General features: G+C 65.1%; 19 protein-coding genes and 2 tRNA genes. 17 read left to right on the top strand and 4 right to left on the bottom strand.

Annotated elements, in window-relative coordinates; translation table 11 throughout:
• Positions 1 to 233: 233 nt before the first annotated feature.
• The 14 genes from tssA to U1R88_RS09540 all read left to right on the top strand — a co-directional run bounded on the left by tssA (position 234) and on the right by U1R88_RS09540 (position 18,955).
• Positions 234 to 1,298, top strand: a complete 1,065-nt coding sequence (gene tssA, locus U1R88_RS09605; protein WP_322431027.1) for a type VI secretion system protein TssA — start codon at positions 234 to 236, stop codon at positions 1,296 to 1,298.
• A gap of 146 nt (positions 1,299 to 1,444) precedes the next feature.
• Positions 1,445 to 1,960, top strand: a complete 516-nt coding sequence (gene tssB / locus U1R88_RS09600) for a type VI secretion system contractile sheath small subunit (RefSeq protein WP_068288619.1) — start codon at positions 1,445 to 1,447, stop codon at positions 1,958 to 1,960.
• A gap of 26 nt (positions 1,961 to 1,986) precedes the next feature.
• Positions 1,987 to 3,468 carry a type VI secretion system contractile sheath large subunit gene (gene tssC, locus U1R88_RS09595; protein ID WP_068288616.1) on the top strand — a complete coding sequence of 494 codons (1,482 nt, stop codon included), beginning with the start codon at positions 1,987 to 1,989 and terminating at the stop codon, positions 3,466 to 3,468.
• A gap of 81 nt (positions 3,469 to 3,549) precedes the next feature.
• Complete coding sequence (gene tssC / locus U1R88_RS09590) at positions 3,550 to 4,938, top strand: type VI secretion system contractile sheath large subunit (protein WP_425545409.1); 1,389 nt, start codon at positions 3,550 to 3,552, stop codon at positions 4,936 to 4,938.
• A complete protein-coding gene (locus tag U1R88_RS09585) occupies positions 4,935 to 5,756 on the top strand; it encodes a type VI secretion system accessory protein TagJ (RefSeq protein WP_322431025.1) in 822 nt (273 codons plus the stop codon). The genes tssC (U1R88_RS09590) and U1R88_RS09585 overlap by 4 nt, the downstream gene beginning before the upstream one ends.
• Positions 5,749 to 6,258: a type VI secretion system baseplate subunit TssE gene (gene tssE / locus U1R88_RS09580; RefSeq protein WP_322431024.1), complete on the top strand. Its 510-nt coding sequence runs from the start codon at positions 5,749 to 5,751 to the stop codon at positions 6,256 to 6,258. The genes U1R88_RS09585 and tssE overlap by 8 nt, the downstream gene beginning before the upstream one ends.
• Positions 6,251 to 8,029: a type VI secretion system baseplate subunit TssF gene (gene tssF, locus U1R88_RS09575; RefSeq protein ID WP_322431023.1), complete on the top strand. Its 1,779-nt coding sequence runs from the start codon at positions 6,251 to 6,253 to the stop codon at positions 8,027 to 8,029. The genes tssE and tssF overlap by 8 nt, the downstream gene beginning before the upstream one ends.
• A 16-nt stretch (positions 8,030 to 8,045) precedes the next feature.
• Positions 8,046 to 9,041 carry a type VI secretion system baseplate subunit TssG gene (gene tssG, locus U1R88_RS09570; RefSeq protein WP_322431369.1) on the top strand — a complete coding sequence of 332 codons (996 nt, stop codon included), beginning with the start codon at positions 8,046 to 8,048 and terminating at the stop codon, positions 9,039 to 9,041.
• 10 nt (positions 9,042 to 9,051) lie between these two features.
• The gene (locus tag U1R88_RS09565; protein WP_322431022.1) at positions 9,052 to 10,314 is read left to right on the top strand and encodes an FHA domain-containing protein; all 1,263 of its coding nucleotides are present in this window, start codon (positions 9,052 to 9,054) and stop codon (positions 10,312 to 10,314) included.
• Complete coding sequence (gene tssK / locus U1R88_RS09560) at positions 10,311 to 11,651, top strand: type VI secretion system baseplate subunit TssK (RefSeq protein ID WP_322431021.1); 1,341 nt, start codon at positions 10,311 to 10,313, stop codon at positions 11,649 to 11,651. The genes U1R88_RS09565 and tssK overlap by 4 nt, the downstream gene beginning before the upstream one ends.
• Before the next feature lie 13 nt (positions 11,652 to 11,664).
• Positions 11,665 to 13,173, top strand: coding sequence for a type IVB secretion system protein IcmH/DotU (icmH, locus tag U1R88_RS09555; protein ID WP_322431020.1), 1,509 nt, complete (start codon positions 11,665 to 11,667; stop codon positions 13,171 to 13,173).
• Entirely contained in the window at positions 13,170 to 16,640 is a 3,471-nt protein-coding gene (tssM, locus tag U1R88_RS09550) for a type VI secretion system membrane subunit TssM (RefSeq protein WP_322431019.1), read from the top strand. The genes icmH and tssM overlap by 4 nt, the downstream gene beginning before the upstream one ends.
• Before the next feature lie 9 nt (positions 16,641 to 16,649).
• Positions 16,650 to 18,035: a type VI secretion system-associated protein TagF gene (gene tagF / locus U1R88_RS09545; protein WP_322431018.1), complete on the top strand. Its 1,386-nt coding sequence runs from the start codon at positions 16,650 to 16,652 to the stop codon at positions 18,033 to 18,035.
• Entirely contained in the window at positions 18,032 to 18,955 is a 924-nt protein-coding gene (locus U1R88_RS09540) for a protein kinase domain-containing protein (protein WP_322431017.1), read from the top strand. The genes tagF and U1R88_RS09540 overlap by 4 nt, the downstream gene beginning before the upstream one ends.
• A 12-nt stretch (positions 18,956 to 18,967) precedes the next feature.
• Here U1R88_RS09540 and U1R88_RS09535 read toward each other — a convergent pair whose 3' ends face one another.
• Together U1R88_RS09535 and U1R88_RS09530 are read right to left on the bottom strand one after the other, a co-directional pair.
• Positions 18,968 to 20,209, bottom strand: a complete 1,242-nt coding sequence (locus tag U1R88_RS09535) for a polysaccharide biosynthesis/export family protein (RefSeq protein ID WP_322431016.1) — start codon at positions 20,207 to 20,209, stop codon at positions 18,968 to 18,970.
• 391 nt (positions 20,210 to 20,600) lie between these two features.
• Positions 20,601 to 20,677 (bottom strand) — tRNA-Pro (locus U1R88_RS09530).
• A gap of 145 nt (positions 20,678 to 20,822) precedes the next feature.
• Here U1R88_RS09530 and U1R88_RS09525 point away from each other — a divergent pair.
• Together U1R88_RS09525 and U1R88_RS09520 are read left to right on the top strand one after the other, a co-directional pair.
• Positions 20,823 to 20,897 (top strand) — tRNA-Gln (locus tag U1R88_RS09525).
• A 158-nt stretch (positions 20,898 to 21,055) separates the two neighbouring features.
• Positions 21,056 to 21,535, top strand: coding sequence for a hypothetical protein (locus tag U1R88_RS09520; protein ID WP_322431015.1), 480 nt, complete (start codon positions 21,056 to 21,058; stop codon positions 21,533 to 21,535).
• Between the two features lie 6 nt (positions 21,536 to 21,541).
• Here U1R88_RS09520 and U1R88_RS09515 read toward each other — a convergent pair whose 3' ends face one another.
• Positions 21,542 to 22,075, bottom strand: coding sequence for a 2,4'-dihydroxyacetophenone dioxygenase family protein (locus tag U1R88_RS09515; RefSeq protein ID WP_068288577.1), 534 nt, complete (start codon positions 22,073 to 22,075; stop codon positions 21,542 to 21,544).
• Positions 22,076 to 22,079: 4 nt separating this feature from the next.
• Positions 22,080 to 22,787 carry an SDR family NAD(P)-dependent oxidoreductase gene (locus tag U1R88_RS09510; protein ID WP_322431014.1) on the bottom strand — a complete coding sequence of 236 codons (708 nt, stop codon included), beginning with the start codon at positions 22,785 to 22,787 and terminating at the stop codon, positions 22,080 to 22,082.
• Between the two features lie 297 nt (positions 22,788 to 23,084).
• Here U1R88_RS09510 and U1R88_RS09505 point away from each other — a divergent pair, with 297 nt between their 5' ends.
• Positions 23,085 to 24,338, top strand: coding sequence for an ROK family protein (locus tag U1R88_RS09505; protein WP_322431013.1), 1,254 nt, complete (start codon positions 23,085 to 23,087; stop codon positions 24,336 to 24,338).
• Positions 24,339 to 24,371 lie beyond the last annotated feature (33 nt).

The following is a 24,371-nucleotide window of genomic DNA, read 5'->3' as shown; positions in this document are numbered from 1 at the left end:
ACCATAACTGCGGTACGATAGTACATGACATTTTGATGACATTTGCGCGACGCGATTCATGCGATTCTTCATCAATTGGAAAACTGTAAGGTAATACCATATACCGTCATTCATTCATCATACGGGGTGTGGCATTGACATTACTGTACCTTTGGAAACAGAATGCTTGAGCCTTTGGAAGCAGACTGCCATCGGGATGTGTCAGGAGTTTAAAGCTTGGGGCCGCTGTGCTGATGGATTTAAGGGAGATTATCTCTCCACTTGGGCAGGATAGCCCTTGCGGAGAGAATATTAGGGTAGCTCCCAAATATCAGGAAAAGTATTATCGGATTAAGGACGCTCGCAATGCTGCTCGAAGCGTCGAGCGAAGTGCGTCTCCGAACGACAATATTCGGCTTACGCCGGCCTGGCATGAGGTCAATGAGCTAGGTCTTCAGATCTTGTCGACCAACAGCAAGGATATCGAAATCCTTGCCTGGCTTGCCGAGGCGCAGCTCAGACTGCGCGGTTTCGAGGGCCTGCGGGACAGCTTCACCGCCATGATGTCGCTTTTAGGCAATTATTGGGAGGAGCTGCACTCCATTGGCGACGACGATATCGAGGAACGACTGGCTCCTCTTGCCGGCCTCAATGGCGTCAATAGCGAGGGGTCCCTGATCCAGGCGATTCGCCTGACCTCGCTGGTTCCCAATGGCAGTTTCGCCCAGCATTCGCTGTGGGACTACCAGCTCGCCCAGCGGGCCGGAGAAACCGAGCGCCGAGACCTCCTACACGAGGCGGCCACGGAAGCGGGAATGGCTGCCATGGCCTCCCATCTGGCCGTGGTCAATGACTGCATAGCCTCTTTTGCCAAGCTGGCGACGGTACTGACCGAACGCTGCGGAGACCGGGCGCCGCCAAGCTCGAACACCCGCAACGTCCTCCAGGAAGTCGCAGCCGCCATCCGGGACCTCACCGGCCTTGGCGCGGAAGAGGGCAATGCCATGCCAGTTGCCGCGGCAGAAACGCAGGCGAGCGCCGCTGCCGATCCCGCTCCGGCAGCGTCGGCGCCGCGTCCCCTCGTTCCCGGCAGCATCGGCTCGCGCGAGGAGGCTTTCGAGATCCTGCTCACCGTTGCCCGCCATTTCCGGCGGACGGAACCGCACTCGCCGATTTCCTTAGCCATCGAAACATTGGTGCGCAGAGGGCGCATGGATTTTTCCGAACTGCTGGCCGAACTCCTTCCCGAGGCGCAGACGCGCAACGCTGTCCTGACCGCGGCCGGGATCCAGGCCAAGACCGAAAAGCGGGACAATTGAGAGAACCTTCGGCGCCGGGCGCATTGAAGCCCTCGTCGCCCTGGCCGTTTCCCGTTCCGAACGACGCAAGAAATTTATCCGCGGCCTAATTTTACCAACGTGCCCAATTTTACCAACGTGCCCTTGGCACAGACAGGAAGACCAAGATGGAAAGCGTTCACGCCAAGCTCGAAAGGGTGCGCAAGCCCCGGGTCCACATCAAGTACGAGGTCGAAACCGAAGGGGCGATGGTGGTCAAGGAACTGCCTTTCGTCGTCGGCGTGCTCGGCGACTTCTCCGGTAACCCCACCCAGCCGCTTAAGCCGTTCGGCGAACGCAAGTTCGTGCAGATCGACCGTGACAATTTCGACGACGTCATGCGCCGCATGACGCCCGGCCTCAACATCGCGGTCGAAAACACCCTGGCCGATGACGGTACCGACCTCGCCGTCAATCTCAAATTCGAGAGCATGGAAGATTTCGAGCCTGGCGCGATCGTCAATCAGGTGCCGGCGCTCAAGGCCCTGCTCGACGCCCGCAACCAGCTGCGCGACCTGATGAGCAAGGCCGACCGCTCCGAGGACCTGGAACGGCTGCTCGAGAACATCCTGCAGAACCAGTCCGACATCAAGCAGCTGGTCGGTGAACTCGGCGGCAACAAGAAGGACGGCTCGGCGAACTGACGCCGCAGCGACACGAGGATCGAGCCATGAATGCCAAGACCCAAGCCAAGCGCGATGTCGTCATCGAAACGACTGCGGAAGAGAACCTGCTCTCCAAGGTGGTGTCGGCCACCCGCCAGACCGAGCCGGACCGCGCTCAGGACCTGCTGCGCACCCTGACCGACCAGGCCCTCAAGGGCACGGTGGTCTATGACCGCAACCTCACGGTGACGCTCAACAACGCCATCGCCGCCATCGACAAGACGATCTCGCGCCAGCTCGCGACGATCATGCAGTCGCCCGAATTCACCAAGCTCGAGGGCGCCTGGCGCGGCCTGAACTATCTGGTGAAGAACTCCGAGACCAGCGTCAATCTGAAGATCCGGGTGCTGAACGCCTCCAAGCGCGATCTCGCCAGGGACCTGTCCAAGGCGGTCGAGTTCGACCAGTCGCGCCTGTTCAAGTCGATCTATGAGGACGAATTCGGTACGCCCGGCGGCGAGCCGATGGGTGCGATCATCGGCGATTACGAGTTCGACAATTCCTTCGACGACGTCCAGCTGCTGCAGGGCCTGTCCTCGATCGCAGCGGCCGCCTTCGCGCCCTTCATCTCGGCCGCGAGCCCGCGCATGTTCGGCTTCGAGGATTATCGCGACCTGGCGCGCCCGCGCGATCTGGAGAAGATCTTCGAGACGGTGGAATATGCCAAGTGGCGTTCGCTGCGCGAAAGCGACGATTCGCGCTTCGTCACCCTGGCCCTGCCACGCGTGCTCGCCCGCATGCCCTATGGACCGAAGACGCATCCCATCGACGAATTCGGCTATGACGAGACCGGCGATTCCAAGACCGGCGAACTCCCGCACGACAATTATTGCTGGATGAACGCCGCCTATGTGATGGGCACGCGCCTGACCGAGGCCTTTGCCAAATTCGGTTGGTGCACCGCCATCCGCGGCGCCGAAAATGGCGGCAAGGTCGAGAACCTGCCGATGCACATCTTCTCCAGCGACGATGGTGACCTCGATCTCAAATGCCCCACCGAGGTCGGCATCACCGACCGGCGCGACGCCGAACTCGGCAAGCTCGGCTTCCTGCCGCTGTGCCACTACAAGAACACCGACTACGCCGTGTTCTTCGGTGCCCAGACCGCGCACAAGCCCAAGCTCTACGACCGGCCCGAGGCGAATGCCAACGCCGCCGTCTCGGCCCGCCTGCCCTATATGATGGCGACCTCGCGCTTTGCCCACTACCTCAAGGTGATGGGCCGCGACAAGATCGGCTCCTTCATGGAAGCCAAGGATTGCGAAGCCTGGCTCAACCGCTGGATCTCCAACTACGTCAACGCCAATGACGAGGCCGGCGAGGAGACGAGGGCGCGCTACCCGCTGCGTGATGCCAAGGTGACGGTCCAGGAAGTTCCGGGCAAGCCGGGCTCCTACAATGCCGTGGCCTGGATGCGCCCCTGGCTGCAGATGGAGGAACTGACCACCTCGCTGCGCATGGTCGCTCGCATTCCCGCCAAGAACTGAGCCGGCGCAACAGACAGTGAGCCGTGCCGCCGGCGCGTCCGGCGGCACCTTCGGCTTTCCTTCCGAAAGCCATATCCGACGATAGGTTTCGAGAACTTGCTGCGAGGCAGAGCAGATCGGCTCATCGCCCTGATCGACGAGGCGCTGAATCGCCAGGTCAACGCGATCCTGCACCATCCCGAATTCCAGGCGATGGAAGCACGCTGGCGCGGGCTGGCGATGCTGGTGCGCGTCGCCTCGCGCTCGAGCGAGGTCAAGATCAAGTTGCTCGGGCTGAGCTGGAAGGAGCTGGCGCGCGGCATGGAACGCGCTTCGGACTTCGACCAGAGTCACCTGTTCGAGCTGGTCTATAATCGCGAATTCGGCATGCCGGGCGGGGAGCCCTATGGCCTGATCATCGGCGACTATCACCTCTCGCCCACTGATCCCCAGGAAGGCGGCGATGTGGTCGGCACGCTGACCCAGTTGGCCCCGGTGGCGGCGGCCGCGTTCTGCCCCTTCGTGGCCGGCGCCTCGCCGCGCGCGATCGGGCTGGAGAGCTTTTCCGAACTCAACCGGGTGCAGGATCTCAACTGGCTCGACAGCAGCCCCGATCGCATACGCTGGAACCGCCTGCGGACCCATGAGGATACGCGCTTCCTCGGCCTGGTCGCGCCGCGTGTCCTGATGCGCCAGCCCTACGAGCCCTATTCGCGCCGGCGTGACGACGGCTTCCCCTTCCGCGAAGCCGTATCGGCGGATGGTGCCAGTCTGCTGTGGGGCAATGGCGCCTTCGCCTTCGCCACCATCGTTATCCGCAATTTCATCCAGTCCGGCTGGTTCGCCGACATACGCGGCGTCACCCAGGACGCCATCGATGGCGGCATGCTGAGCACGGCCGAACTCGCCGCTTATGATTTCGCGACCGAAAGCCAGGGCTTGTCTGCCCAGCCGCCGGTCGAAGTGCGTCTGACCAGCGGCCAGGAGCAGCAATTCTGCGATCACGGGCTGGTGCCGATCGGCACCACCTACATGTCCGCATCGGCCATCTTCAACGCCAACCAGTCGCTCCATGCGCCGCAGCATTATGCCAATGAAAATGCGCGCCAGAACGCACGCCTTGCCGCCATGCTGCAATATGTGCTCTGCGCCTCGCGCTTTTCCCACTATCTCAAGGTGATCATGCGCGACCAGGTCGGCCGGCTGGCCGACGCCACCGCGCTGCAGCGCAAGCTCGAGGACTGGCTGTCGGGCTATACGCTCGGCAATGACGATGCCGACCTGCCGCTGCGCACGCGCTACCCGTTGCGCTCGGCGGGCATCGCGGTCGAGGAACTTGCCGGCAAGCCCGGCACCTTCATCTGCACCGTACGGCTGCAGCCGCATTTCCAGCTCGACGACGTGTCGACCAGCTTCCACCTCATTGCCGAAATGGCGCCGCCGACGAGCGGTGTCGATTCGGCCTCCCCGCCCAGAAGGATGACCGCATGACGCTCGCCGCCAGCATCGCCAGTTCCCTGTCCGAAGGCACCCTGAGCCAGGCGCTCGACCATGCCAAGGACCATGTGCGGGCCCATCCCTCCGACAAGGATGCCCGCCACCTCTATATCGACCTGCTCGTCCTCGCCGGGGACTATGAGCGCGCCGACACGCAATGCAGCCTGGCCGTGACCCTGGCGCCGCAGGACACCATGGGCTTTGCCCTGCTGCGCAACCAGCTGCGCGCCATGGCAGCCCGCAAGGCCTGGTTCGAGGCCGGCGCCGTGCCGGAATTTCCCCAGGGGCCGAGTGCGCTCGACAAGGCCGCCATCGAGCTCGCCATCATCAATCGCGAGGGTGGTGCAGCAAGACCCGCGCTGGAAGCGCTGGACCAGCTACGCGGCGAACAGCCCATGCTGTGGAACGGCAAGCCGGTCGGTGATTTCCGGGACCTCGACGATCGGGTGCCGCATGCGCTCGAAGTCATCATGACGGGCGGCGCCTATCTGTGGATCGACTTCGCCAAGATCGCCTCGGTGGTGGTGGAGCCGATCGCCCGGCCGCGCGACCTCGCCTTCCGGCGGGCGGAGCTGTCGCTGATCGACGGCGCTTCCGCACCCGTGCTGCTGCCCGCGATCTATCAGGGCACCGAAGGCAAGGAGAAGCTGTTGCTGGGACGCGAAACCGAATGGGTTGCCGAACCCTCGGGCATCACCACCGGCCGCGGCCAGCGTTGCTTCCTGGCCGGCGACGACCTGGTCTCCTTCCATGACATGCAGACCCTGGGCATGCCGGAAGTCGCACGGCGCAAGCAGGCTGCCCATGGTTGATCCGCTCGAACGGTTCCGGGCCCGCGAACAGGTGCTGTCGCGCTCGATCCTCGATCGGTTGCTCGACGCGACACCCGATCTCGCCCAGGATCCTGCCCTCAGCCTTGCGGACCAGGCGCGGGAAATGCGCGAGGCCATCCGCCGCGACCTCGAGGCGCTGCTCAATACCAGGCGCTGCCCGACCAGCCCGCCGGACAGGCTGGCGGAGCTCGCGGACGCGCTTGTCAGCTACGGCGTGGAAGGCATCGTCTCGGCCAACCTGGTCACGGACGAAGCCAAGCTGCAGCTGGCGCGCGCCCTCGAGCGGCGCATCGCCCTGTTCGAGACGAGACTGTCGAACATCCGCGTGACCATCCTCAAGAACCGCACCCAGGGCGAAAGAGCGTTGCGCATGCGCATCGAGGCGACCTTCCGCCTCTATGACGGCATGCCGCCGATCAATTTCGAATCGACCATCGATCCCTCCAGCCAGCGCTTCCAGGTGGAGGCAGCCCATGGTTGAGGGGTTCCTGCGACGTTATAATGAGGAATTGTCGGCCTTGCGCCGGCGCGCATCGCGGTTTGCCGATGCCTTCCCCAAGATCGCGGGACGCCTGCGCCTGACCGGAGAGGTCGCCGACGACCCCCATGTCGAGCGCCTCATCCAGAGCTTCGCCTATTCGGCGGCCAGGGTGCGCCAGAAGCTCGACGACGAGTTTCCCGAGCTCACCGACGGGCTGCTCGAAACGCTCTATCCGCACTATCTCGCCCCCCTGCCGTCCATGAGCATCGTACGCTTCGCGCCCGGCGAGTCGCTGGCCGCCATGCAGACGCTGCCACGCCACACCGAGGTGCAGGCCGAACCGGTCGGCGGCGAGACCTGCCGCTTCCTCACCACGCAGGATGTCGAAATCGCACCGGTGGAAATAGCCGCGGTGACGCTGTCGGGACAGCCGATCCAGGCTCCCCTTTCCCGCCATGCCGGCGCAGCCGGCTGCCTGCGGCTGTCGATCCGCTCTTTGGCGGGGCGCCGTCCGCTCTCCGAGCTCGGGGTCAAGCGCCTGCGCTTCTACATCGCCTCGCCCTGGCGGCAGGCGAGCGCCCTCTACGAATTGCTGGTCAACCACACGCAGGGCATCGCGCTGGCGCGCCACGCCGATGACGACAAGGCGATCTTCCTGCCGGCCGATCACCTCAAGCCCGTCGGCTTTTCGGCCGACGAGACCATGCTGCCCTATCCAAGCACGAGTTTTACCGGCTACCGCCTGCTGACGGAATTCTTCGCGCTGCCGCAGAAGTTCCTGTTCTTCGAGATCGACGGGCTGCAGCGCTGGCATGGCGACGGGCTGGAGATCTTCGTCTATCTCGGCGAGACGGACGGCAAGCTGGAGCGCTCTGTTACCAGCCGGGACCTGGTGCTGCATGCCACGCCGGTCGTCAATTTGTTCCGCCAGACCTGCGAGCCGCTGGCGCTCGACGGCACGCGCACCGAATATCGGCTGCTCTCCGACTCGCGGCGGCAGCGGACACGCGAGATCTATTCCATCGAGAAGGTGACGCTGACGGGATCGAAGGGCGAGCAGCAATCCTGCCAGCCCTTCTTCGGCCGCACCCAGCGGTCAGGCGCTGCCGCCGCCTATTGGCAGAGCTATCGGCGCTTCGACCCCGACGACGGCACCTCCGATCTCGACATCGCCTTCGTCGACCACAACCGCCGTGTCAGCGGCAATATCGATGCCGTGGCGAGCGTCGATGCCTGGTGCCTCAATCGCGCTCTTCCCGAGCGCCTGCCCTTCGGAGGCGGCCACCCGCATCTCAAGCTCGCACTCGGCAACGAGGCAGTCGGGCGCATCGAGGCGTTGATCGCCCCGACACCCGCTGTGCGCATGAATGACGAGGATGGCCGCAACTGGCGGCTGATGTCGCATCTCCTGCTCAATCATGTCTCGCTGTTCGACAATGGCGGGGCAGCGCTGAAGGACATCCTCTCGCTCTATGCCTTCCGTGACCTGCCGGAGACCCGTCAGTTGGTCGACGCCATCATCCGGGTCGAGGCACGGGCCGCCACCGCCCGCATCCAAGGCGGCATGGTCCCCGGCACGGAGATCACGGTGGAGTTCGATCCGGCCGCGATCGACCGCCCTTCCGCCTTTCTGTTCGGCAGCGTGCTCGATCGCTTCTGCGGCCTCTACACCTCGGTGAACAGCTTCACCCGGCTGACTGTCTCCATCAAGGGCCAATCCAAGCCGATCGCCACCTGGCCCGCCCGCGCGGCCGAGCGGCCGCTGCTGTAGGAGGTCCTTGCGCGCCATGCTTCCCGATCCCAGCACAGACACCCTTGCCGATCTGCTCGAACGCGACCCTGGCCGTTTCGAGCCGACCACGGCCTTCCGGGTCGCCCAGGCCTCCGAAGAACAGCTTGCCGTCACTGCGCATGGAGGCGTCTCGCCGGCTGCCCTGCCTGTGTCGGGCTTTCGCCGGAAGGAGGGCCAGGCCACCTTGCGCAGCGCCCTGGCTGGGCTTGCCGGGCCGTTGGGTTCGCTGCCACCGGCCTATAACGAACTGGTCATGCGCGAGGAGCGCAATAAATCCTTCTCGCTCGCGGCCTTCCTGCAATTATTCGGTGCCCGCATGGACGAGCTGTTCGTCGATGCCTGCGAGAAATACCGGCTCGCCCGCCTGCTGCGCTGGGGCACCCGCGAAGGGCGCAATGGCTTCATCAAGACATTGCTGTCCCTCACCGGCTTCGGCACCGCGAGGCTGCGGGAGCGCAGCGGCACCGACGACGACGTGTTGCTGCGCTTCAGCGGCTTCTTCGCGGCACGAACCCGCAACGTCAGCAATCTCAGGGCCATGCTGCGCGAAGTGAGCGGCCTGCCGGTCGAAATCGAGCTCTTCCAGGGCCGTTGGCTTGGTGTGCCGGAACACGAGCAGAGCCGGATGACCCGGTCGGCCACGGTGCGCCTTGGCGTCGATGCCATGGCGGGCTCGGCGATCCGGGACCTCTCCAGCACCTTCCGCGTGGTGATCGGCCCGCTCGACTACAGGAACTATCTGTCGCTGGCACCGGGGAGCCGCAACATCCAGGAACTCTTCGCGCTCACCCGCCTGTTCGTCGGTTGCGGGCTCGATTTCGACATCCAGGTCGTTCTCAGGAAGGAGCACGTGCCTTTCTGCCAGCTCGGTCAGGCGAGTGATCCGCCACGCCTGGGCTGGAACAGCTGGGCACGCATCGCACCGGCGGCACGGGACAGCGACGATGCCGTCATCACCGAGCGCCAGGCGGTGCTTCAACCGGTCTCGTGAGGAGATGGCCATGCGGTTGGAACTCAGGCAGGTCGAGGCAAGCGGAGCCGGGACAGGGGCACAACCCTGGGTGCTGGAACGCGGGCGCCGGACGCTGGGACGATCGGTCGACTGCGACTGGCAAGTGCCGGACGCGGGCCGCACGGTCTCCAAGCTCCATTGCACCATCCTGCGTGATCGCGACGGCTATTTGCTGCGCGACGAAAGCGCCAACGGTACCCGCGTGGACGGCGTCCTGGTCCTGGAGGGCGAGACCGCCCGCCTCAGGCATCAGTCACGCCTGGAACTGGGGGGCCATGCCTTCGCGGTGTCGGTCACCGGCGAGGCCGACCGCGACATCGTCGACCCCGATGCCGGCCTCGCCGTCAGTTCGGAGAACCTGACGATCACCGCCATCCTGGCCGATATCGCGCCGGGCGGGCAGACGGCGACCGGCGTGATGGGCGGGCGTCTTTCCGACGACTGGCCTTTGCAGCAGCCAAAAGCCTCCCGGACCACGGGGCGCAAGCGCGAGGCCGCTCCCTCCTCGCGGCATGTCGAGATCGGCTGGAACGGCCCGCCGGATCCCAGGGCGATCAAGGCGGTCCTGCCGGACGACTGGAACGAGGATTCCGACTACGGCAATCGCCTCGAACATGGCCGTGCCACCTTCGTGTCCGTACCCATGGCCCGCGACCGCAGCAAGGACGGCACCGAGACGGCACCGGCAAGTGACGATGGAAGGCAGGTGGTCGTCCCCACGGAACAGGACGAAGAGCCCGCCGATTTCCTGGTTGCGATGGCCGCCCCCTCATCCTGGCAGCCGCGTTGCGACGGCCTGCTGGCCCAATGCGAGGAGGCGCTCGAGAAGGCCTTCGTCACCTTCGAGATCAGCGCCGACACATTGATGCCAGCACCGGACGTCTTCGGCCTCGATCGGGAGGAAGCCCTGCTGGCGCGGCTCGAAACCCTGCTGGCACGCCAGCAGGCGCTCGCGGAAGCGCTCGGCACCCTGGTTCGCGAAGTCGGCCCCCAATTGGAGCCACGCATCATCGAAGCGAGTATCGACGCCCGCGCGATCAGCCTGCCCTGGCGCCGCAACGGCGCCTATTGGCAGGCCTATCGGCGGCAATTCGAGGCCGATGGCCGGGATCTTTCCGTCCGCGACCTGTTCCGCAGGGCAATGCTGCGCTCGCTCGAGCCGGCTAGGAACGAACCAGGCGGCAGCGAGCCGGCCAGGACCGGGCACGGCGCCGCACACAGCACGACAAGCAAGGACGACGAAGTCGCATGAGAAACGAGAACAGGGTCGCGTGGAGCGAGGGCATGTTCCTTCGCGTGCAGCATTTCCAGCAGGCCGACCGCTGGACGGAGCGGCTCGTTCGAGCGACCACGCGTGAGCTTGCCGCCTATCCCTGGGGCATCGCCGAGATCGGCATCGACCGCGGCGCCCTGGCGATCGGCCAGTTCGCCCTGGCAAATCTGCGCGGCACCCTGCCCGACGGCACGCCTTTCGAAGCTCCCTTCGACACCGACCTGCCGCCGCCGCTGGAGCTCGACGAGACCACCAAGAACGCCATCATCTATCTGGGGCTGCCGGCCCGCCGGCCCGGGCGCGCCGACATCGCCGTCAATGGCGGGGCTTCCTCGCCCGGCGTGCGTTTCGTCGCCTCGCATTACGAGGCACCGGACGCCAATGTCGAGACCGACTTCATGGCTCCCATCGATGTCGGCCGGCTGAGCCTGCGCTATCTCAAGAGCGGCGACGATCTCGCCGGCTACGAGCTGATCGGCCTTGCGCGCATCATCGAGGTGCGGTCGGACAAGGCCGTGCTGCTCGATCCCGACTACATCGCCCCGTGCCTGAATTGCGCCGCCGAGGCGCGGCTCAGCGAACTCATGACCGAGCTCCTCGGCATCGTGCGCCACCGCGCGGCGGCCATCGCCGAGCGTATCGGCGATCCCACCATCCGCGGCACGGCCGAAGTCGGCGACTATTTCCTGCTTCATATCCTCAACCGGGCCGATCCGCTGCTCAGCCACATCGCCGCCAATGCGACGCGGATCCATCCGATGACTTTCTACGAGCATTGCATCCAGCTCGCCGGCGAACTTGCCACCTTCACCATGGATTCCAAGCGCGCCAGCGAGTTCCCGCCCTATCGGCACGACGATCTCAAGGCGACCTTCGCCGCCGTGTTCGACGATCTCAGGACCTCGCTCTCGGCCGTGCTCGAACAGGCGGCCGTCGCCATCGAGCTTGCCGAGCGCCGGCATGGCGTGCGCGTGGGCACCATCAACGACCGGACCCTGCTCAAGGATGCCGGCTTCGTGCTGGCCGTGCGGGCCGAGATGCCGGCCGAGGAAGTGCGCCGTCGCCTGCCGGCCCAGATCAAGGTCGGCCCGGTGGAGCGCATCGCCGAACTGGTCAATGTCGCCCTGCCCGGCATTCCCGTCCGCCCCCTGCCGGTGCTGCCGCGCCAGCTGCCCTATCGCTCGGGCACGATCTATTTCGAGCTCGATACCAAGAACCCGCTGTGGAAACAGCTCGATACGTCGGGCGCCATCGCCCTCCATCTCGCCGGCGACTTTCCAAGCCTGGAGATGGAGCTCTGGGCCCTGAGGGAATGAAGGAGGCCAGTCGATGAACAAGGCAACGACAGCCCCCTGGCAGTCCCTGCCGACGGTGGTCGAGCTCACCGAGGACGGCGCCAGGAAGCAGCAGGTCGCCCGCAAGATGGCGGAGATGCTGGACGATGCGCCGCAGGATGCCGCGGGTTCGGCCGAGCCATTGCGCTCGGGCGGCTGGTCGGCCGACACGCTGGTGCGCAATTTCCGCTTCGGCGGCGAGGAAGTCCCCACCATCGTGGCCTCCGCCGCGCCCCTGCTCAATCTCGCCCATGCCTTGCGCCACACAGCGGACCAGCCCGACATCGAGCAGTTACGCCGCACCACCACCGAGGCGATCAACCGCTATGAGCGCGATCTCGCCGGCGCCCGCATCAATCCGGAGCGGGCGCGCGCCGCCCATTATGTCGTCTGCGCCACCGTTGACGACGTGGTGCTCAGCAAGCCCTGGGGCGTGCGCGCCGGCTGGGCGCGTTCGGGCCTGGTCTCGACCTATCACATGGACGTCACCGGCGGTGACAAGGTCTTCGACCTGCTCGATCATTTTCACCAGAGTCCCGGCGCCAACAAGGATCTGCTGCTGCTGATCTATCTCAGCCTCTCGCTCGCCTTCGAAGGCCGCACCCGCGTCTCGCCGCGCGGAGCGCTCGAACTCAGCCGCATCCGCGACAGCCTCTACAAGACGCTGCTCGGCCAATATGGCGCCTTCGAGCGGGAATTGTCGCCGCACTGGCGCGGCGTCATCGCCAGGCACAAGCCGTTGCGCACCGCGGCGGCGCTATGGACGCTGCTCAGCATCCTCGCGCTGCTGTTCGGGCTCGGCTACCTCTTCTTCTCGCTGTCGCTCGACCGGGCTTCGGACGGCACTTTCACGCGCCTGGCCAACCTGCCGCCCAACGAGGCGCCCAGCATCTTCATACCGCCGCCTCCCAAGGCGAAGGATCCACCCCCGGTCGAGGCCCAGGTCCAGGCCAAGGCGGAGGTTCCCCCGGAACCTGTGGGTGTAACGCGCATCCGTCAATTCATGAACTTCCTGCAGCCGGAGGTCGACAAGAAGCTCGTGACCTTGTGGAATGACAATGGCCAGGTGCTGGTCCGCATCAACAATGCCGGCCTGTTCGATACGGGCAAGGCTGACGTCAAACCTGGTTTTCAGGACTTGATCGACAAGATCGGAGTCGCCCTGGCCGCTTCCCAATTCAGCGCAAGGGTAATTGGCTATACCGACAACCGGCCCTTCAACGGCAACCGGCGCATCCGCGACAATCAACAATTGTCGGAGGAGCGGGCCGACGCCGTCGGCAACATATTGAAGACCTACGCTCGTGACCGCATCACCACCGAAGGCCGGGGTGAAACCGAACCGATCGCCTCCAACGATACCGACCCGGGACGCGCGCAGAACCGCCGCACGGAAATCCTGGTGATCGGCAGGCCTGAGGACGGCTATACCGGCTCGCCTCTCGTGATGAGCCTGCCGGTTGTCGATCGCAGCGTCATACGGCCGGGAGGCGCCACGCCATGAACCCGCTCAGCTATTACTATACGATCCGCTCCTATGTCGAAGCCTATGGCACGCTGCTCGGCCAGCGCTTCCTGCCCATCGTCTGGATCGCGGCGCTCTGCCTGATCATCTGGTTCTACGGCCACCTCATCGGCTATGGCGAGTTCTATCCGCTTGCCAGCGCGACCAATCGACTGATCGCCATCGGCATCGTGCTGGTTGCCGGCCTCGCCTATATCGGCATCAGCATCTACAGGGCCCGCAAGCGCGACAAGGCGCTGGTCGCCGACCTCGAAAAGAGTGCGGAGGCGGAAGCCGCCGCCAGCCAGCAGGCCGAGGTCAGCGAAATCCGCGACCGCCTGAAACAGGCCCTGGCACTGCTGCGCCGCGTCACCAAGAAACGCTTCGGCTATGTCTATGAACTGCCCTGGTATGTGATCTTCGGGGCGCCGGGATCGGGCAAGACCACGGCCCTCACCCATTCGGGCCTGAAATTCCCGCTCGGCGATGCGCTCGGCGCCAATTCCGTGCAGGGCATCGGCGGCACGCGCAGCTGCAACTGGTGGTTCACCGACGAAGCCATCCTGATCGATACGGCCGGCCGCTACACCACCCAAGACGATCTCAACGGCAGTTCCAAGGCCGGCTGGGAAGGTTTCCTGACCCTTTTGAAAAAGCACCGTCGCTCGCAGCCGGTGAATGGCGCGTTGGTCACGCTGTCGATCGCCGACATCCTGACCCGCGAGCCCACCGCCCGGCTGGAAGAGGTGCGCGCCATCCGCCAGCGCCTGTCGGAGCTCGACGAATACCTGCAGGCCCGCGTCCCCGTCTATCTCGTGCTGACGAAATCGGACCTGCTCACTGGCTTCGTGGAATTCTTCGACGGGTTCAATGCCAGCGACCGCGAACAGGTCTGGGGCACCACCTTCGGTCTGGACGAGAGCTACAAGGCCGACGATCTGCCCGAGCGTTTCCTGGAGGAATTCAGCCTGCTCCAGCAACGTGTCGACGCCATGCTGATCGAGCGCCTGCAGCAGGAACCCGACAGCGAGATACGCGGACGCATCTTCCGTTTCCCCGCCGAGCTCGCTGCCCTCAAGGAGCGCCTGCACGAGGTGCTGGTGGAACTTTGCGCGGGATCGAAGCTGGTCGAATCCCCGCTGCTGCGCGGCATCTATTTCGCCTCCGGAACGCAGGCGGAGGTGCCCGGCGCAGCCGGTGCTCCACGCATGCGCCGCAGCTATTTCCTGCCGCGCCTGTTCAAGGAAGTCATCTTCGGAGAGGCGGCGCTCGTCGCACGCGACAAGCGCCTGACCCGCCGCCAGCTGATGCTGCGCCGGATCGCCTATGGCGCGTCGGCCGTGATACTCGGCGTGGTTTTCTCAAGCTGGATCGCGACCTATTTCCAGAATTCCCGCGCCCTGGCGCAGGCCGACGAACGTATCAGCTCCTATGAGAAGCTGGTGCAGGGCATCCCGGTCCGCGACGTCAACGACACCGATTTCCTGCGCATCCTCCCGGCGCTGAACGATATCAGAGGCGTAACCGATGGCTTCTCGGCGTCCGATACGTGGCAGGTCGGCTTCGGGCTGGACCAGAGCGACAAGATCGCCGGCCGGCAGCGCGAGGCCTATCAGCGCGCCCTCAATTCGCTGCTGCTGCCGCGCCTGATGGTGCAGTTGCAGAAGCAATTGGGTGACACCTCCAATGTCCGCCAGACCTTCGATGCCCTCAAGCTCTACGGCATGCTCGGCGGGTTGGGCCAGATCGACGCCAAATTCGCCTCGCAGGAAGCCGAGCGGATCTTCGACTCCCTCTATCCCGGCGAGGGAAGGGTGGCCGCCCGCCGCGAACTTCTCCAGCATGTCGAGCAGCTGGTGGCGAGGAGACTGCCACCGATCGACATCGACCAGACCCTGGTCGCCAAGGCCCGGCAGGCAATCAGCGGGCAGAGCCTGGCGGCACGGGCCTATGACATCCTGGAGGAGAACCGGCAGGTCCGCGCCCTGGCGCCCTGGGTGCCCGCCGACGCACTCGGCCCGCTCGGCGAACGGGTGTTCCAGCGTAAATCCAAGGCTGCTCTGCGCGAAGGCATTCCTGGCCTGTTCACCGGCGAAGGCTATCGCTCCGTCGTCCTGCCGGAGGTCGCCGAGGCGGCCCGTCAGGCGCTGGACGAACATTGGGTTCGCGGCGAGCAGCCCAGCGCCGGCATGACGGTGGAAAGCCTGTCCCTGGCCGCGCTGCAGCTCTATTTCGATCAATACGAGAAACGCTGGGCGAGCCTCCTGGCCGACCTGAACATAAAGCCGTTCCAGTCGCTGGCCGATGCCGCCGATACGCTTCGTGTCCTCTCCAGCGAGCCGGGCCCGATCGAATCCCTGGCCCGTTCCATCGCCAAGGCCTCCGACCTCAGGCCCCAGGCGAACGCCTCCGTGGCGCTGGCTGAGCAGAGTAACCAGAGCACTGCCTTGAACAGCAGCACGATCAGCGTCCCCGATCCCTATGGCCGCCTGCGCGAAGCACTGGAAACCCCCAAGCAGAGCGAGACCAGCAGCTCGGAAAAGCCACGTTCGCAGATCCAGGCCCTCAAACCCCTGCTCGGAGCCATGTATACCCAGCTCTCGCGGGCGGCAGGATCGACACAGCCGGTGAACAAGATCTTCAACACCGACAGCCAGCTCGCCGCCGCCGTCCAGTCCCTGGCGGAAGAGAGCCGACGCTTGCCGCCCCCGATCGACGATCTGGTGGCGGGCCTGGTCGGGGATGTCGGTGCATTGGCGTCCAAGACCGCCCGCAACGAGGCGGCCGACAAATGGGCTGGTGATGGCGCCAGGCTCTGCTCCACTATCATGGCGGGGCGCTATCCCTTCGACCGGTCCGCCAGGGAAGACATGGCACTGACGGATTTTGCCCGGCTGTTCGGTCCCAAGGGGCTTTTCCCGAGCTTCTTCCAGAACGAGCTGCAGGCCTTCGTCGACACCTCGGCCAGTCCGTGGCGCTGGAAGGGTGCCCCCGGGACGGAGGGCATGGCAAGCGAGGCCCTGACCCAGTTCGAAAATGCCGACGAGATCCGCAAGGCCTTCTTCCCGAATGATGGCGAGATGCCCTCGATCCGCATTACCATGACCGGCCTGTCTCTCAATGATGCGACCGACATGGCCGTCCTCACGACGGCCGGCGAAGGCGTTCGTCTGTTCAAGAGCAACGCCCAGGCCAAGACATTCGAATGGCCGTCGAAGGACACCAAGGCCGAATCCTGGGTGTACATGCCTCCCGGTGACTTCAACCGGAAGATCCAGGTAACCGGCGAATGGGCGACCTTCCGGCTGCTCGACAAGGCTGTGATCACTGCTGAAGGTACCGATCTGTTCAAGGCCCGCTTCAGCCAGGACGGCAGGAGCGCCGAGTTCAGGGTGCAGTTCGGCGGCACGCTCAATCCCTACCGCCTGAAGGCGCTGGCGGATTTCCGCTGCCCTTCGCAGTTCTGAGGGCGAGTGATGAGTCAGCGCGGCGTTTCCCGCCCTCCCTTGTCCGAGAATGACGGCATCGGCTTTTTCGGCAAGGTGCCGAGTCACGGCGATTTTGTCTCGACCGGTCTCGGTCGCCAGGCCGAGACCGAGCTCGTCAACTGGCTGCAATCGGGCCTGCAGGAAAGCGAGCAGACGCTCGGCACGCAATGGGAAAGCCTGTTTCATGCCTCCCCGCCCTGGCGTTTCGTGATCGAGCGATCCTTGTGGGGGCACGCCACCATGGTGGGCATCCTATTGCCGAGCAAGGACAGGGTCGGCCGCAGTTTCCCGCTGGTGATCGCGGCCCGGCTCAGCAATTATGACGGTCCGGCACGCCTTTTCTGCTTCGACGAGAGCTGGTTCACTGCCGCCGAAGCGATTGCCGAGACCTCGACACTGCGCGATTTCAATATCACTGCCTTTCTGGGCGGGCTGAAGCGCCTGCGCCTTCCCCAGGCCCGGCCGCTGCAGCCACCACCGCCCGGCGCTGCCGATAGCCGTGTCTCGCTGTGGTGGACCGTCGAAAGCGGCACGGGACGGGCCAGCGGCTTCAAGACGCAAGGGGCACCGCGCGCCGGCGACTTCGTGCGCCTGCTGAAAGGCGGCAACCCCACCGTCAAGCCGCCCTCCCGGCCGCCCTCACCGCCCCCGCCGGCCGAGAGAACCGAAACGACACCCCTGCCCGTGGCTGCAGCGCCACCGCCGGCACTGGTGATGGAACGCGGCTATGCCACGCATGCCGGCACGCGCCTGTCGATCAATGCCGACGCCTTGCTGGTCTCCGATAATCCCCGCCTTTTCGCGGTTGCCGATGGCGTCAGCGATAGCAATGGCGCAGCGGAGGCTGCCAAGATCGTCACCAACACACTGGCCTCTGTTTCCCCTGCCGATACGCTTGAAACCCTGGTCCAGGATGTCAAAGGCAAGCTCGGGCGGGCACATAGCCTGGTGCAGTCGATTCGGTTCCCTGGCGCGGTGGAGCCTGCGAGCGCCAGCGTCGTCACCCTCGCCCTCGGGAACCGGGATTTCGCCGTGATCTGGGCCGGCAATGCCCGCTGCTATCTGATGCGCGAGGGCATGATGCGCTGCCTGACGCGCGACCATGTCGAGATCGGCCTGCGTTTCGCGCTCGCGCGCAGCATCGGCGCACCTCGCCAGTTCGTGCCCGAGATCGTGCACGACAGGGCCCAGCCCGGCGATCGCTTTCTGCTCTGCAGTGCCGCGCTCGCGCGGGTCCTCGACGAGCGCAGCATCGCCACCATCATCGCCGAGCAGCCGGCGAAGGAGGCAGCAGCAGCCCTGGTTCAGGAGGCCCTGATCGCCAATGTACGGGAGAATGTCAGCGCCATCGTCGTGGCCGTCCAGGCGACATGAGCGGCGAACCGCCACCGGGCGACCTTGAGGCAATCGCCACCCGCTTTGCCGCGTTGTGGCAAGCCCTCAGCCGGAATGTCGCCGGACCGCGCACGCCCACTGAAACCAATCTGCTGGCCGATCGCGTGCGCGATGCGCTCGACCGGCGCCTCGACAGGCTGGATGCGGCGGAGCCGGGTTTCATCGCCAACAGCTTCGCCCTGGAAGCAATCGTCCATGAGGGCGCGCTCACGCAGATCCATCGCCTGCGCCATCGCGATCTCGGCACCCTCCACGCCCTCAAGACGTTGCGGCCTGACCAGGCCGACAATGTCGTCGCCCGCGACCTCCTGCTGCGCGAGGCCCGCTTCGGTGCCAGGCTGCGCCACCGCCACGTCGCAGCCGCCACCGCCGCTTTGCGGCTCGCCGACGGTCGTCCTGCCCTGCTGATCGACTGGCTGCCCTCCAGCCTCGCGGAGCGGATGAGGAAAGCCCCGTTCGTCCGTGACGAGGTGGCGGGGATCGCCGCCGCCCTGTTGTCGGGGTTGGAGGCGGTGCATGCAGCCGGCCTGGTGCATGCCGATCTCGCGCCGGACAATCTGCTCTATGACTGCGAGGATCTCGCCACGCTGCGTATCGCCGATTTCGGCATCGCCCTGGAAGCCGGGCAGTGCCACGGCGATATCGACCTGGCGAAGGCCGGTCGCGCAGGCTTCAGTGCCCCCGAACAGCAGGCCGCCAAGCCCCTCGACGGCCGGGCGGATCTCTATGCCTGCGGGCGGATCCTGCAGATGCTGCTGGAAGACCGTGCCGATCCACCCAAGGCCGACGACCCCTTGCGAAAACTTGCCGGGCAACTCGCTCGTCCCGATCGGGACCAAAGGCCGTCATCGGCAGGCATCGCCCTTGCGATGCTGCACGGCACCCAGAAGGCCTCCTGAAGTCTGCCTGCGTCAGGGGGACGGCAGATTCAGGGACACACCCGGTGCGGGAGGCGGGCTGGAGGGGATTCCGCCGGTCGGCTGCGGGGCCGCCGCCGTCGGCACGCTCTTCTGGAACACCGTGAAGAGCTTGGCGAAATCGACCATGCCAGCATTGCTGGCGAACAGCATGTCGCCGCTCTCCATCTGGACCTGCTGCATCATCAGGAGGCTGGAAGCGTCCCTCATATTGATGCGGAAGATCACGGCGCGCGGCGGTGGCGGCGAGGCCATGGCTTCCGGACAATTGGTGCGCGGCGGCATGGTGCCGCTGCCATAGGGCGAGGGGCGCACCAACACACAATCCTTGGTGGTCCAGTAATAGGCACGCTTGCGGAACAGATAGACGTAGCGGGAATCAGCCCGGTCATCGAGCAGGCCACCGCTGCGTGCGATGGCCTGTGCCAGCGTCAGCTGGCCAGGTTCGAAATTGAACTCCCCGGCGCTCTTGAACGCCCCCATCGCGGTGAAGCTCGGCGTATTGCCACCCAGGATGACCTGGTCGCCCGGTTGCAGATAGACGTTCTGCTTGGGATCGGCCATCACTTGGTCGAGGCTCTGGTCGGCACGCTGGTTGCCGCGAATGACGGTCACCGTCGTCGCATTGGCGGGCCCGGTGGCGCCACCGGCCCGCGCCACCACATCGAGGATGCGCTCCTTGCCCGACGCCATCGGCATGCGGCCGGCGGCCCGCACCGCACCGGAAATGGCAACTGCGCTGTTGGGCCGGTCGACGATGGTAACCACCGCCTGAGGATTGACGGAAGAGCCCTTGAGGCTGCCGACGATGCGCTTCTGCACCGATTCCGGCGAGGAACCCGCTACCCGCTGCTTGCCGACGAAGGGAACATCGATCGAGCCATTGTCGTCGACCGTAAAGCGGCCGAGATCCAGCGTCTTGCTGTTCGTCGGCGAGAACAGGCCGTCCTCGCCGGTATCCAGCACGGTGATCTGCAGGACGTCGCCGCGGCTGATCTGAGTGCCCGTATATCCGGCCGAACGCAGCTTCGATAGACCGGGCGTGCCGGCAAAGGACGAGGCGCTGGTACCCGGCGTCAGAGCCGTCTGCGCGGCATAGGTGATGTCGATGACCGGAACACGCTCATTCGTATAGGGCTGGCGCGCATTGAGGAAACTTCCGGCGCTCGGGCCGTCGGATGGGCTGGAGCAGCCACCCAGCAGGACAAGCAGGCCTACGCCCAGCAGCTTCCGCATTCCCAATCCTCATAACGAATCGTTAATCGCACAGATATCCAAATGCCACATTAAAGACAATATCTCTACGCAGAGAGACGGAATAACGACAAAACTTAAACAAGCGGCAATCTATTCGGCACCGGACCATTGTCATAAAGTTGTTACACTGTATTCAGTTACCCATGTAACAGCCGTGGAGCGCTGAGGCAGCCACCCCACCATACTTCACGAGGCAATGGCTATGCGCTTGCCGAAGACGGTATCATCATGACTTTCTACAGGAAAGACACCGAGATGCTGCTTCGCGTACCAGTACGACAGCCTGACAGGCTGGCGCGTACACGGCCAGCGCCGCTATAAGCGACGTCCACGGCTTGGCATCTATGGATTGGATCTCGGGAAAGTCGACTGGTCGGAGTGGCAGGATTTGAACCTGCGACCCCTACGTCCCGAACGTAGTGCTCTACCAGGCTGAGCCACACTCCGTATTCCAGTCGTGGGCGGGTCTATAGCGGGATCGTCGGCGAGCCGCAAGCGGGATATGCGCTTTTTTTGGTGATGAATTTCACAGCGCTTTTTTGTAGCCATATCTTGCGGCCTTGGAGCGAACCGTTTATTGAGCCGCACCGATTGGGGCGTAGCCAAGTGGTAAGGCAGCGGATTTTGATTCCGCCATTCGGAGGTTCGAACCCTCCCGCCCCAGCCAGGTTTTTCCTGCCCGGCCCGATTTCCATGTCTCCCGCGGCGCCCAATACCCGCCATGTCGAAGATTTGCGTTCATGCACCGGTCACGATGCCTTGCGGCCGCCCTTTTGTTTGCGCAGCATGATGCAGCAAATCAATGCAATGGAGGCAAATGTGCGCGTGACGATGGCAGCATTCCTGGCAGGCGCCCTTTGTCTAGGCAGCCTCCCGATTCCACCGGCGCTGGCGACCGAAAAGCCCCCCGCCGACAAGACGGCGCCGGCCAAGCCGGAGGACGTAGCGCCTGCGGCAGTCAAGCCCACGACACCCGCCAAGCCGCATGTGCCCGTCAGCCAGGCTGTCGACTATGGCGACATGCGCTGCGGCTTCGCCGTGCGCCGCCGCGACATCCTCGACGGCCAGATCATCGCCTGGGCGGGCGGCTATATCGAAGGCTATGCCAAGGCCAATCCCGGGCATTTCGGCAGCGAACGCTCCCTTGCCGATCTCACGGATCCGGTCGCCCTGCGCACCCATCTGCGCGGTTATTGCCTGAAGCACCGCGACAAGTCGCTCGAAACAGCCGTGCTCGCCATGGTGCCGCGCCCGCATGGCGACAGCAAACCTGCCACCCCGGCGCAACGCCCCGCCCCCAAATAGGTTCGCTCAGCGCCGGATGAAACGCTCGACATAATCGGCGCCCAGGCCGTTGGCGGCATAGTGGGCACGGCACATCTCGATCTTGGAGAAGACGTCCTCGAAACCGGTCACCTTGCCCCAGGGGTCGACATAGATCATGGCGCCGGTGATGTGGAACAGGGTGATCATCTCCTCGCAATCCTCCGGCACCACGAGGGTATGGGTCTCACCGGGCGGCTCGAACACATAGGAGCCGGTCTCGGCCACCCAGTCATGCTCCAGATAGTGCCAGCGCCCCTTCAGGACATGGCCATGCACCGGTGCCGGATGACGGTGGCGCGAGAGCACGCCGGATTTGCGCACGCGCAGCAGATTGACCCAGTAGCCCTGGCCGGCATGCAGGCAGAGAGGGCGGAACCAGACATTCTCCATCTGCGGCACCCAGACGCGCTCGTCGTCGGGCAGAACATGCGGCACCACGATCTCGGGCGCCGCCTCTGCGGGCATCGGCAGTTGATAGGGCATCCGGCTCTGGTCGAGCTTGCGGTCAGGCACAGTCATGGCTTCATCCGATCAGATAGCCGCCGTCGACGGGCAGGATCGTGCCCGTGACGAAAGCGGCGGCGGGGGAACACAGGAACAGCACGGGCCCGACCAGATCCGCCGGCACGCCCCAGCGCCCGAGCGGCGTCCGGGCCAGGATCGGGCCGCTGCGGGCAGGATCCTGCACCAGCGCGCTGGTGAGCGGCGTCTCGATCCAGCCGGGAGCGATCGCGTTGACGCGGATGCGCTCGCCGGCCCAGGCGATGGCCAGCGATTTGGTGAGCTGGGCGATGCCACCCTTGCTGGCGCTGTAGGCCGGCACTAGGCCGCCACCGAAAAAGGACAGCATGGAGGCAAGGTTGACCACCGCACCGGCACCCGAAGCCGCCAGGGCGCCGCGGCAGGCGGCACACAGGCGCATGGTGCCGTTGAGATTGATGTCGACGACCTCCTCGAAGACCTCGGGCTCGTGCTCGGCACCACGCCGGATGATGCCGGCGGCATTCACCAGCACGTCAAGCCGCTGGTAGCGCCCGGCCAGCGCCGAGACGGCCGCGGCGTCCCTCACATCAAGTTCCACCGTCTCGACGCCGGGAGGAGCGGCCGCACCGGGCAAGCCCGCAGCCACGACGGACGCGCCGGCTTCGGCAAACCCTGCCGCAATCGCGGCTCCGATGCCGCTGGTGCCGCCGCTGACCAGCACCAGCCTGTCCTTGAAATCGAATTGCATGATCCATTCACCATGGTGCGCCGGCTCAGGCGGGCACCTGCCAATGATCTGACAATACCCCCTGCCCGGCGTCAATCCGGGTGCGACCATGGGAAACGGGACAAGGACTGCGTCAGTTCCTTGACGCGCCGGACAGCAAGGCCCCGCATGATGCTTGACACCTTCGCTCTTCTTGAATTTACTCAACGGCAATGAATAAAGAGCGGCGTGGCGACTATACGCTCGCCCGGAAAGTGAGAGCAAATAGGCGTTCACACCCGAACGTGTTTTGCTCCAGGCGGTAAGGGGGAGGAAGCCATGGCGCCCGCGTCGATGGCGGAACGCGGACTGACCTCCGCGCGCATCCGTCACTACCACCACCGCGTGGTGCTGCAGCGCCTGCGACGCCTGCGCGAAGCCTCCAAGGCCGACCTTGCCCGCGCCGCCAACCTGACCAACACCGCCATCGGCGAGATCGTCTCGGACCTGCAGGCCTTCGGGCTGATCTCCGTGGTCGGCAAGCGCTATCACGGCCAACGCGGCCAGCCGGCGACGCTGCTGCGCCTGGAGCCGACCGGAGCCTATGGCATCGGCGTGCGCATCGACCGCAACCGCATCGAGACCGCCCTTGTCGATCTCGGCGGCCATCTCATCGACAAGCGTTCGCATGACTATCCCCTGCCCGCCCCACAGGAGGCCCTGGCGGTGGTGGCGGCCGATGTCGCCGATCTCAAGGCCATCGCCGACGGCTTGTCTCCCGGGCGCGTGCTCGGCATCGGCCTGGCCCAGCCCTATAATCTCGGTGCCTGGCTCGACCGGCTCAATTTGGAGATCGACACGCTGTCGCTGTGGGAGGGCTACGATTTTGCCGCGGCCCTGCAGAGCCTGACCGGCCTCGACGTCCATGCCGAGAATGACGGCACCGCAGCCGCCATAGCCGAGCTCTTCTACGGCTTTGGCCGGGAATCGGATGATTTCGTCTACTTCTTCATCGGACCGGCCATTGGCGGCGGCGTGGTGCTGGGCGGCGACTATCGCCGCGGCTCCCAGGGCAATGCCGGCGATGTCGCCATGCTGCCCGTGCCGCCCTCGCGCCTGCCTTCGGTGCCTCCGCCCAAAGGCCCCTATGACATCCTGCTGGCCCGGGCCTCTATCGCGACCCTGATGCGCCATCTCGGCTGGCATGGCCGCAAGATCGTCGGCCCCCACGATCTGCCGGCAGCCATCGCCGCCAATCCGGTGGCGCTGGAAGAATGGGTCGCCGATTGCGTCGACGCCCTGGTCGGGCCGGTCCTGTCGGCACAGGCCCTGCTCGACGTTCCCAATGTGGTCATCGACGGCGACCTCGGGACGCCGATCATGCAGGAGATCGTCTCGCGCCTGGAAACGGCGCTGGCCAGCGCCATTCCCGAGGCACGCAGCGCACCTGTGCTGCGCCTGGGGACATTCGGCTCGATCGCCCATGCCCTGGGTGCGGCAAGCCTGCCGCTGTTCATCGATTTCGCTCCGCGGGCCACACTGTCGGCCAGCGCCCGGCCGATCGCCTCCTTGGGAGAGACCCGCCTGGCCTGAGCTTCCCCAATCGCGGGGTAAATAAAACCAGGG

Origin of the sequence: Labrys sedimenti, from assembly GCF_034424805.1 — a bacterium.
Classification (GTDB): Bacteria; Pseudomonadota; Alphaproteobacteria; order Rhizobiales; family Labraceae; genus Labrys; species Labrys sedimenti.
The sequence above is the reverse complement of the archived record's forward strand: the minus strand, read 5'-3'. Positions and strand labels throughout refer to the sequence as shown.